Here is a 10,804-nt window from a genome sequence, read left to right as displayed (position 1 = left end):
TCGACAGCAGCATGCAGCGAACCGCCGAACCGCCTGTGCGTACGTCGCCTCCTGCGCCCCAGCCCGTGAAACCGCCGGTGGCTGCGGCCCCCAGCAAAACCCCGGCGGCGCCCGCCAAGGCGTTGTCGGCGGCACCGGCGCCAGCCAAACCCGCTCCCGTCAAATCAGCCACCGCGGAGGTGACGGACGACTGGGAGTCTTTCTGAGCTGTTTCCGGATGTAACTCGGCTTGATCTAAATCAGGTAGAGTTACAGGGTCCAGGCCGCCTCAAGGCGGCCATCCTTTTTATGCATCGGCTGGGTGCTCCAGGGCGCCTGGCCGTTATCACTGTTGAAGATCACGTGCGTACCAACCTTCCCGTTACCCAACGCGAGCATCCTTTCCCGTCAGGCCAGACCGTCGTTTCGATCACCGACCTGAAAGGTCGCATCACCCACTGCAATGAGGTGTTCATCGAGCTCAGCGGTTTCACCAAGGAAGAGCTGCTGGGCCAGCCGCGCAACCTGGTGCGCCATCCGGATGTGCCGGAAGAGGCCTTCCGCGACCTTTGGGCCACGCTGGAAGAAGGACTGCCCTGGACCGGCATCGTCAAGAACCGGCGCAAGAATGGCGACCACTACTGGGTGGTGGCCAACGCCACGCCGCTGATGGAGGGCGACCGCCCGGTGGCCTACCTGTCGGTGCGGACCGAGCCGACGCGCGAACAGATCGAGGCGGCGGAAGGCCTGTATGCCGTCATGCGGGCCGAAGCCCCGGCGGGTCAACTGGTGCATCGCTTGCGCCATGGTGCCTTGTACCGCGACACCTGGGTGGGGCGCCTCAGCCGTCTGTTGCGTCCTTCTGCGCAGGCCAAGATCACGTTGGTGGCGCTGCTGCTGGCGGGCCTGGGGCTGGGCGCGGGCATGCTGGCCGCAGGCGGCTGGTCGGCCGTGTCGGGTACCAGTCTGGCCGCCAGTGCCGGGCTGACCGTGGTGCTGGCCTTGCTGGGGGCCTGGTTCCTCCGTGCCCTGACCATCAGCCCCTTGCAGCGTCTGCTGGGTTTCGCCAACCGCATGGCGGCCGGCGACCTGACCCGCTCACTGGAGGCCCAGAGCAACGGTGTTCTGGGGCAGCTGGAGCGCGCGCTCAACCAGCTCAACGTCAACATCCGTTCCATCGTCAGCGATGCCCGTACCGAAGTGGACCGCATGGGCAGCGAAACGCACGGCATTGCCCAAGGCAACCGCGAACTGTCCGAGCGCACACAGTCGCAAGGCGCCCGGCTGGAGGAGACTGCCGCATCCATGGAGCAGATCAGCGGCAACGTGAAGCAGACGGCTGACGCTGCGCGTCAGGCGGCGGGTCTGGCCAGTCAGGCCATGCGCATTTCCGAGCGCAGCGGCCAGGCGGTGCAGGATGTGACCCAGAACATGCACGCAATCAACGAGTCGTCCAGCCGGATTGGCGAAATCGTGCAGGTGATCGACAGCATTGCCTTCCAGACCAATCTGCTGGCCCTCAACGCCGCGGTTGAGGCAGCACGGGCCGGTGAACAAGGGCGTGGTTTTGCGGTGGTGGCGGCCGAAGTGCGGCAGCTGGCCACGCGCAGTTCGGCCGCGGCGCGCGAGATCGCCCAGTTGATCCAGGAGTCGTCCGCCAAGGTCGAGGCCGGTACCAAGCTCAGTGACAATGCCCGCCGCACCATGCAGGAAGCAGTGGAGGCGGCACGCCAGGTCAATGGCCTCATTTCCGAAATCCACACGGCGGTAGACGAGCAGTTGCTGGGCATTGAGCAGATCAACGAAGCCATGGTGCACATGGACGAACTGACCCAGCAGAACAACCAGCTGGTCCACAACCTGGCCACCTCCGGGATCGCCCTGGAAGCGCAGGCGCGCGGTGTGGCTGACGCCATGCACGTGTTCCGTCTCAGCCCGACCGACGTGATGCATGTGCAGGATGCGGTGGCCCTGCGACGCGAGATGAAGCAGCTGGCCGGCACGGCAACCCAAGCCGCCATCGCGGGGCCACGGTGAACGATCTTCAGCTCGATTTCGGCTTTGAAGGCCCGGTGGTGCCCTTGGCACCGGCGGCCAAAGGCAAGGCGAAGGGCCGCAGCAAGCCGGCGGCGCCAAAGCCTGTGGTGCCCGTTCCCGCCAGCGGTGTCGCTGCTTCAGACGTTGAGAGTCTGGCACGCCAGCTGGAGGCACATCCAGATTTCCGTGTGCTGCGTCGGCTTCAACCCTGCCTGCAGTTCCCGCCAGCGCAAGGGCCGGTGCGCCACGTGGTACTGCTCGACACCGAAACCACCGGCCTCGATGCCAGCCGCGAGAAGATCATTGAACTGGCCTTGGTGCGCGTCGAGGTCGACGCCGAGACCGGCCGGCCTTGCGGCGCCGTGCAGGTGTACGACGGCCTGGAAGACCCGGGCATGCCGATCTCGCCCGAGATCGAGGCCCTGACCGGCATCAGCAACGACATGGTGCGCGGCCAGCGGCTGGACGAGGCGCGGGTGGCCGAATTGCTGGCCGGTGCCGACCTGATCGTGGCCCACAACGCCGCCTTCGACCGGCCCTTTGTCGAGGCACGCCTGCCGGCCTTTGCGCAATTGCCTTGGGCCTGTTCGTTTGCAGACATCGACTGGCGGACCGAGGGCCAGTCGTCGGCCAAGCTGGAAAACCTGGCACTCTCGCAGGGCTGGTTCTACGATGCCCACCGTGCCGAAATGGATTGCCACGCCCTGCTGGCAGTGCTGGGGCAGACCTTGCCGACGTCACAGCAGACGGGGCTGGCGCGCCTGCTGCGAGCCGGCTCGCAGACGTCCTACCGCCTGCAGGCGACGGCCGCACCCTTCGATGCCAAGGACCTGTTGAAAGCGCGCGGCTACCGCTGGAACGCCGAACAGCGCGTCTGGCAAACCCTGCTGTCGGACGAGGCAGCCCTGCAGGCTGAGTGCGAGTGGCTGCGCTCGGCCGTTTATGGCGGCCGCGCGGCGCGGGTGCAGCTGGAGACGCTGCATGCCGGCATCAAGTACTCGGCACGCGCTGGCGAGGTGTCACAGCGGCAGCTCTAGCGCCTGTTCCACCCAGGCGCTGATCGCCAAGGCTTCAACCCGCGGCTTCGAGCTGGCCGGAGAGTTCTAGCCAGCGTTCCTCCAGCGTGTCCAGTTCGCTCTGCACCACCTGCAGTTGCTGGCCCAGCTCGGTGATCTCGGCCAGACTGGGGTGACCGGCCAGCCGGGCTTCGAGTGCGGTCTTTGCCTGATTCAGTTCGACCATGCGGGCGTCCGTTTTTTCCAGCTCGCGGCGCAGCTGGCGGGTGCGGTTGTCCTCGCGTGCCGGCTTGGCCGCCGGTGCCGGCGTGACCGGCTTGACACTGGCTGCGGCAGCTTCCTTGACGGATTCCTTGATGGCCTCGCGCTGGCGCTTGGCTTCGTCCAGCAGGTAACGCTGGTAGTCGTCCAGGTCACCGTCGAACGGATCGATGCCGCCACGCGACACCAGCCAGAACTCGTCGCACACGGCGCGCAGCAGGGAACGGTCGTGGCTGACCAGCATCACCGTGCCCTCGAACTCGTTGAGCGCCATGCCCAGCGCTTCGCGCGTGGCCAGATCGAGGTGGTTGGTCGGCTCGTCCAGCAGCAGCAGGTTGGGACGCTGCCACACCAGCATGCACAGCACCAGGCGAGCCTTCTCGCCGCCGCTCATGCTGCCCACGCTCTGCTTGACCTGGTCGCCGGTGAAGTTGAAGCTGCCCAGGAAGCTGCGCAGGTCCTGCTCACGCGTGGGCTGGCCACTGAGCTGGCCACGGGCGGTGGTGTCCTTGACCAGCCGGATCATGTGTTCCAGCGGTGTGTCCTGTGGGCGCAGCACGTCAAGTTCCTGCTGGGCGAAGTAGCCGATGGCCAGGCCCTTGCCTTCGGTGATCTCGCCACTGATGGGCTGCAGCGCGCGGGCAATTGTCTTGACCACAGTGGACTTGCCCTGGCCGTTGGCACCGAGGATGCCGATGCGTTGGCCGGCCAGCACCGATTTGCTGACATTGCGCACGATCACCGTGGGCGGCGTGCCGGCCGGCGCATCGTCCGGTGGCGGGTAACCGAAGCTCACGTCCTGCATGGCCAGCATCGGGTTGGGCAGGTTGGCCGGTTCCTTGAATTCGAAGGTGAAGTCGGCCTCGGCCAGCAGCGGTGCGATGCGCTCCATGCGCCCCAGTGCTTTGACCCGGCTCTGTGCCTGCTTGGCCTTGCTGGCCTTGGCCTTGAAACGGTCGATGAACTTCTGCAGGTGGGCGATCTTCTCCTGCTGCTTGGCGTAGGCAGCCTGCTGCAACTCCATCTGTTCGGCCCGCATGTCCTCGAACTTGCTGTAGTTGCCGCCGTAGCGGGTGAGCTTGGCGTTTTCGATGTGGACCGTGACCTGGGTCACCGCATCGAGGAACTCACGGTCGTGGCTGATGACCAGCATGGTGCCTTGGTAGCGTTGCAGCCAGGCTTCGAGCCAGACCAGGGCATCCAGGTCCAGGTGGTTGGTCGGCTCGTCCAGCAACAGCAGGTCGGACGGGCACATCAGCGCGCGTGCCAGCTGCAGGCGCATGCGCCAGCCACCGGAGAAGCTGTTGACCGGCTGGTCGAGTTCCGTGGTCTTGAAACCCAGACCCAGAATCAGGGCCTGCGCGCGGGCCGGGGCGTCATGGGCGCCGGCGTCGTGCAGTTCCATGTAGGCGTGGGCCATGCGCTCGCCGTCTTCCGTGGCCTCGGCGGCCGTTACCTCGGCCTGCGCCGCCGCCAGTCGCGTGTCGCCGGCAATCACGAAGTCGGTGGCGCTCATGTCGGTTTCCGGCATGTCCTGCGCCACCTGGGCCAGACGCCACTGGGCGGGAAGGGTGTAGTCGCCGCTGTCTTCGTGCAGCGTGCCGTTGAGCAGCGCAAACAAGGTGGACTTGCCGGCGCCATTGCGCCCGACCAGACCGACTTTTTCGCCGGGGTTGACGGTCACGGAAGCGCCATCGAGGATCACCTTGGCGCCGCGGCGCAGGGTGATGTTTTTGAGAGTAATCATTTGTTCTGTTCCGTCGCGCTAAGAGGCATACGGCGCATGAAATGGTTTAACCGTGGAACGCCGCGGAACCGGCTTGGCCGGGCCGCTGGCGTTGCCCCCTTGAGGGGGAGACGGCGAAAGCCGGCACAGGAGTGCTTCATCTGACCAGCGCTTCGCGCGTGATCAGCAGCACCTGATCATCCCCCGCGCTGGTGTCCAGCCAGAATACCTCCAGCGTCGGGAAGGCGGCTTCAAAGTGTTCGCGTTCGTTGCCGATCTCCAGCACCAGCACGGCGTGTTCGCTCATGTGGGCTGGTGCCTCGCGCAGCAGGTCGCGGATGAAGTCCATGCCATCGGCACCGCCGGCCAGCGCCAGCTCGGGCTCGGCGCGGTACTCGGCCGGCAGGGTCGCCATGCTTTGCGCGTTGACGTAAGGCGGGTTGCACAGGATCAGGTCGTAAGGGCCGCGCACGCTGCCCAGGCCGTCGGACTGCAGCAGCGTGATGCGGTCTTCCAGTCCGTGCTTCTCGACGTTCATGCGCGCTACCGCCAGCGCATCGAGCGAGAGGTCGGCACCGTCCACTGTCACGTCCGGGTAGGTCATGGCCGCCAGCACAGCCAGGCTGCCGTTGCCGGTGCACAGATCCAGCACCTTCTTGGTGTGCTCGCCCAGCCAGGGGTCGATGCTGCCATCGGCCAGCAGCTCGGCAATGAAGCTGCGCGGCACGATGGCGCGCTCGTCCACGTAGAAGGGCACGCCCTGCAACCAGGCCTCGTGCGTCAGGTAGGCCGCCGGTTTTCGCGTTTTGATGCGCGCTTCAAAAAGTGTAGCAATACGCGCTTGATCGGCGAGGTCTACAGGCTGATTTGCCACTGAATCCAGGTCGTTCAGCGGTAGCCCGAGCTGCCACAGCACCAGCCAGGCGGCTTCATCAAAGGCATTGCTGGTGCCGTGGCCGAAGGCCACACCCGCGTCGGTGAGTTGTTGGGCGCCGGCGTCGATCAACGCCATGATCGTCGGCTGTCCGGTGGGGGCTTGCGTCATGCGGCCAGCTTTTCCAGCACGCGCCGGTAGATGTTCTTCAGCGGCTCGATGTCGGCCACCGGGACGCATTCGTCAATCTTGTGGATGGTGGCATTGGTCGGCCCGAGCTCGATCACCTGCGGGCAAATCTGCGCGATGAAGCGGCCGTCGCTGGTGCCGCCGCTGGTCGAAAGCTCGGTCTCCAGGCCGGTCTCGTCGCGGATGGCGTCGCGCACCGCGTTCACCAGGGTGCCGGGCGTGGTGAGGAAGGGCAGGCCGCCGATGGTCCAGACCAGTTCGTATTCGAGTTCGTGTCGGTCGAGCACCGAGGTCAGGCGTTGCTGCAGGCTTTCGGGCGTGGATTCGGTGGAGAAACGAAAATTGAAATCGATCACCACCGAACCAGGGATCACGTTGCTGGCGCCGGTGCCGCCATGGATGTTGCTGATCTGCCAGGTGGTGGGCGGGAAGAAGTCGTTGCCACGGTCCCATTCGATGCCCACCAACTCGGCCATGGCCGGGGCGAACAGGTGCATCGGATTCTTCGCCAGGTGCGGGTAGGCGATGTGGCCCTGCACGCCCTTGACGGTGAGCTTGCCGCTCATGGTGCCGCGCCGGCCGTTCTTGATCATGTCGCCGGTGCGCTGTACCGAGGTGGGCTCGCCGACGATGCAGTAGTCCAGCACCTCGCCGCGCTTTTGCAGTTCACGGCACACCATCACGGTGCCGTCCACCGCCGGGCCTTCCTCATCGCTGGTCAGCAGGAAGGCGATGTTGAGTGGTGCTTGCGGCTGCGCCGCGACAAACTCTTCGACCGCCACCACGAAGGCGGCCAGCGAGGCCTTCATGTCGCTGCTGCCGCGGCCGTACAGCTTGCCGTCGCGGTGCGTGGGGGCGAATGGGGCGCTCGTCCACTGTGCCACCGGGCCGGTCGGCACGACATCGGTGTGGCCGGCGAATACTATGGTTTTAGGAGCGACTTGCGCCGTATTGGCGGCGCTTGCAGCTCGTTTTGCCCACAAATTCGTGACACGGAAGTCCGCCGGGCCGCTCTCCAGGGTTTCACAGACAAAACCCAAGTGCTGCAGGCGCGAGGCGATGAGCGCCTGGCAACCGGCGTCATCCGGTGTGATGGAGGGCAGCGAAATCAGCTGCTCGGCAAGAATCAGGGTGCGGGTCATAACAGTATGAAGCGTGGTGGGGCGCAGCGGGCCTCAGTGCTTCACATCCAGGGTGATTTCGGTGAACGACGGTTCGTCGTCATGGTCTTCGGGGGCCGCCTGGCTTGGTGCTGCCTTGTTGTTGAAGTCGTTCTGCAGGCGCCACATCAGGTTGGTGGGCGAATCGGAGTTGGCCAGGCCCTCCTTGCGGTCGACGATGCCATCGTTGATCAGGCGCGCGATGTCCTGCTCGAAGTTCTGAGAACCTTCGGCCATGGCTTTTTCCAGCGCTTCCTTGATGGCGGAAAAGTCGCCTTTTTCGATCAGTTCGGACACCAGCTTGGTGTTGAGCATGACTTCCACCGCTGGCGTGCGGCCGCCATTGATGGTGCGCAGGAGACGCTGCGACACGATGGCCTTGAGCGCGCTGGACAGGTCGCCCAGCATGGACTGGCGCACTTCCACCGGGTAGAAGCTCAGGATGCGGTTGAGCGCCTGGTAGCTGTTGTTGGCGTGCATGGTGGCCAGGCACAGGTGGCCGGACTGCGCATAGGCAATGGCGGCCGACATGGTTTCGCGGTCGCGGATCTCGCCGATCAGGATCACGTCGGGCGCCTGGCGCAGCGCATTCTGCAGTGCCACGGCCAGCGAAGCGGTGTCGGAGCCGATCTCGCGCTGGTTCACCACCGAGCGCTTGTTCTTGAACAGGAACTCGATCGGGTCCTCGATGGTCAGGATGTGGCCGGACGCGTTTTCGTTGCGGTGGTCGATCATCGAGGCCAGCGAGGTGCTCTTGCCCATGCCGGTGGCACCCACCATCAGCAACAGGCCGCGTTTTTCCATGATGAGATCGGCCAGGATGGGCGGCACCGACAGCGACGACAGCGGTGGCACTTCGTTGGCGATGAAACGGATCACCGCTGCCACCGAACCGCGCTGGCGCATGGCGCTCAGGCGGAAACGCCCCACGCCCGCCAGCGGAAAGCCCATGTTGAGTTCACCGCTGCGGTCGAGTTCAGTCAGCCGCTCGACGGGCAACAGCTCGGCCAACAGGCCGCGCGGCGCTTCCGGCGTCAGCGGCTGGCTGTTGATCGGCACGCACTGGCCATTGATGCGGATGAGCGCCGGTGCGAACGCCGAGAGGTAGACGTCCGACGCCTTCTTCTCGGCCATCAGCCGCAGGATCCGCTCCATCGTGCCCATCGTCGTGCTCATGCTTTTACCTCTCCCTCGGGACCGTTACCGCAACACCAGCCGAACTCCAACCCCCAAAGCCAGAAAACGCCGTGGAACCGGCTTAGCCGGGCCACTGGCGTTTGCCCCCTGCAAGGGGCTGAGGCCTGCGGCTCCGAGCCTGCCTGCGCAGGGTCGGACAGGCCGAAGAGCCACAGCCTCTGGCGCGGGCCTGTCTGGCGAAGCGACACGCAGTGCGCGTAGCCTGGGGGTGTGCAACATTCAATCCCGCAGCAAATCGTTCAAGCTGGTCTTGGCACGGGTCTGTGCATCGACGCGCTTGACGATGATGGCGGCGTACAGGCTGTACTTGCCTCCGTCCTTGGGCAGGCTGCCGCTGATCACCACCGAGCCGGCCGGCACGCGGCCGTAGCTCACTTCGCCGGTGCTTCGGTCGTAGATCGGGGTGCTCTGGCCGATGTACACGCCCATGGAGATGACCGAGTTCTCTTCCACGATCACGCCTTCGACGATCTCGGAGCGCGCACCGATGAAGCAGTTGTCTTCGATGATGGTCGGGTTGGCTTGCAGCGGCTCCAGCACGCCGCCCAGGCCGACGCCGCCGGACAGGTGCACGTTCTTGCCGACCTGCGCGCAGGAACCGACGGTGGCCCAGGTATCGACCATGGTGCCTTCATCAACGTAGGCACCGATGTTGACGTAGGACGGCATCAGGATGGCGCCCTTGGCAATGTAGCTGCCGCGGCGCGCCACGGCCGGCGGCACCACACGCACGCCGCTGGCCTTCATCTCTTCTTCCGTCAGGTGGGCGAACTTGGTCTGCACCTTGTCGTAAAAGCCCAGGTCGCCGGCCTTGATGACCTCGTTGTCCTTCAGGCGGAAGGACAGCAGCACCGCTTTCTTGATCCACTGATGCACGGTCCACTGGCCCACGCCGGCGCGGCTGGCTACGCGCAGGCGCCCACCATTGAGTTCGGTGATGACGTGCTCAACCGCGTCGGCCACTTCTTTCGGGGCGGACTTCGGGGAGATGTTGGCGCGGTCTTCCCACGCGGTGTCGATGATCTGTTGCAGTTGTTGGCTCATGGTTTTTCTCAGGCTTTTAGGTTCTGGATTGGACAAACTGGACAATGCGCTCGGCGGCTTCCACGCACTCGGCGGTCTCGGCCACCAGTGCCATGCGGATGCGCCCGGCGCCGGGATTGAAGCCGTGGGCTTCGCGGGCGAGGTAGCTGCCGGGCAAAACAGTCACATTGTAAAGAGCGAGCAGATCACGCGCGAAATCGGTGTCACTGCCCTTGACGCCGGCCCACAGGTAGAAGGCGGCGTCCGGCAGGGCCACGTCCAGCACGGCACTCAGCAAGGGCGTGACCCGGGCAAATTTCTCGCGGTACAGGTTGCGGTTTTCGATCACGTGCAACTCGTCGTTCCAGGCCGCGATGCTGGCGGCCTGCACCACCGTGCTCATGGCGCCGCCGTGGTAGGTACGGTAGAGCAGGAAGGGCTTGATCAGCGCCGCGTCACCGGCCACGAAGCCGCTGCGCATGCCCGGCACATTGCTGCGCTTGGACAGGCTGGTCAGGGCGATCAGGTTCTTGAAGTCGCTGCGGCCGAGCTTGACCGCCGCTTCCAGCCCACCCAACGGCGGTTCGTCGCGGAAATAGATCTCGCTATAGCACTCGTCGGAGGCAATGACGAAACCGTAGCGGTCGCTCAGCTCAAACAGCTTCTTCCATTCGTCCAGCGGCATCACGGCGCCGGTCGGGTTGCCGGGGGAGCAGGTGAAGATCATCTGGGTGCGGGCCCAGACCTCGGCCGGCACGCTGTCCCAGTCGACCGCGAAGTTGCGCTTTGGGTCGCTCGGCACGTAATAAGGCTGGGCGCCGGCCAGCAGGGTGGCGCCTTCGTAGATCTGGTAGAACGGGTTGGGGCACAGCACGGTGGCACCCGGCCGGGAGCTGTCCACCACGGTCTGCGTCAGTGCAAACAGCGCCTCGCGCGAGCCATTGACCGGCAGCACCTGGGTGGCCGGGTTGACGCTCACGCCATAACGCCGCTGGAGCCAGCCGGCAGCGGCTTCGCGCAGGGCCGGCTCGCCGGCGGTGGCCGGGTAGCTGGCCAGGCCCGCCAGGTTGGCGGTCAGGGCATCGGTCACCAGCTTGGGCGTGGCATGGCGCGGCTCGCCAATGCCCAGGCTGATGGGGCGGTAGTTGGGGTTGGGCGTAACGCCGGCGAAGAGTTGCTTCAGCCGCTCGAAGGGGTAGGGCTGTAGCCTGGAAAGATTCGGATTCATGGGGTGTCATTATCCCGTGGATGGCGGCCTCGGCCCCGGGGTACGGCCATTCGGGAGCGGGCGCTGCGCACACGGTATCATCAAGCATTCACCCGTTCACCTTGGCGGGAAAAA

Annotated in this window: 8 protein-coding genes; 2 read left to right on the top strand and 6 right to left on the bottom strand. The window is 65.3% G+C overall.

Features of this window, described 5'->3' with window-relative positions:
* Positions 1–342: 342 nt before the first annotated feature.
* Positions 343–2,016, top strand: coding sequence for a methyl-accepting chemotaxis protein (locus tag CDE01S_RS11010; protein ID WP_066707072.1), 1,674 nt, complete (start codon positions 343–345; stop codon positions 2,014–2,016).
* Positions 2,013–3,053 (top strand): 3'-5' exonuclease, encoded by a 1,041-nt coding sequence (locus tag CDE01S_RS11005; protein ID WP_084382840.1) that lies wholly within the window; start codon positions 2,013–2,015, stop codon positions 3,051–3,053. Before CDE01S_RS11010 ends, CDE01S_RS11005 begins: the two co-directional genes overlap by 4 nt.
* Before the next feature lie 34 nt (positions 3,054–3,087).
* Here CDE01S_RS11005 and CDE01S_RS11000 read toward each other — a convergent pair whose 3' ends face one another.
* The 6 genes from CDE01S_RS11000 to dapC all read right to left on the bottom strand — a co-directional run bounded on the left by CDE01S_RS11000 (position 3,088) and on the right by dapC (position 10,690).
* Positions 3,088–5,040, bottom strand: coding sequence for an ABC-F family ATP-binding cassette domain-containing protein (locus tag CDE01S_RS11000; RefSeq protein WP_066707069.1), 1,953 nt, complete (start codon positions 5,038–5,040; stop codon positions 3,088–3,090).
* Positions 5,041–5,176: 136 nt separating this feature from the next.
* Entirely contained in the window at positions 5,177–6,064 is an 888-nt protein-coding gene (prmB, locus tag CDE01S_RS10995; protein WP_066707065.1) for a 50S ribosomal protein L3 N(5)-glutamine methyltransferase, read from the bottom strand.
* Positions 6,061–7,224, bottom strand: coding sequence for a succinyl-diaminopimelate desuccinylase (dapE, locus tag CDE01S_RS10990; RefSeq protein WP_066707062.1), 1,164 nt, complete (start codon positions 7,222–7,224; stop codon positions 6,061–6,063). The genes prmB and dapE overlap by 4 nt, the downstream gene beginning before the upstream one ends.
* 33 nt (positions 7,225–7,257) lie before the next feature.
* Positions 7,258–8,406 carry a PilT/PilU family type 4a pilus ATPase gene (locus tag CDE01S_RS10985; protein ID WP_066707059.1) on the bottom strand — a complete coding sequence of 383 codons (1,149 nt, stop codon included), beginning with the start codon at positions 8,404–8,406 and terminating at the stop codon, positions 7,258–7,260.
* A gap of 252 nt (positions 8,407–8,658) precedes the next feature.
* Positions 8,659–9,483: a 2,3,4,5-tetrahydropyridine-2,6-dicarboxylate N-succinyltransferase gene (dapD, locus tag CDE01S_RS10980; protein WP_066707056.1), complete on the bottom strand. Its 825-nt coding sequence runs from the start codon at positions 9,481–9,483 to the stop codon at positions 8,659–8,661.
* Between the two features lie 16 nt (positions 9,484–9,499).
* Positions 9,500–10,690 (bottom strand): succinyldiaminopimelate transaminase, encoded by a 1,191-nt coding sequence (gene dapC / locus CDE01S_RS10975; protein ID WP_066707053.1) that lies wholly within the window; start codon positions 10,688–10,690, stop codon positions 9,500–9,502.
* Positions 10,691–10,804 lie beyond the last annotated feature (114 nt).

The sequence above is a fragment of the Curvibacter delicatus NBRC 14919 genome, from assembly GCF_001592265.1.
Classification (GTDB): Bacteria; Pseudomonadota; Gammaproteobacteria; order Burkholderiales; family Burkholderiaceae_C; genus Hylemonella; species Hylemonella delicata.
The sequence above is the reverse complement of the archived record's forward strand: the minus strand, read 5'-3'. Positions and strand labels throughout refer to the sequence as shown.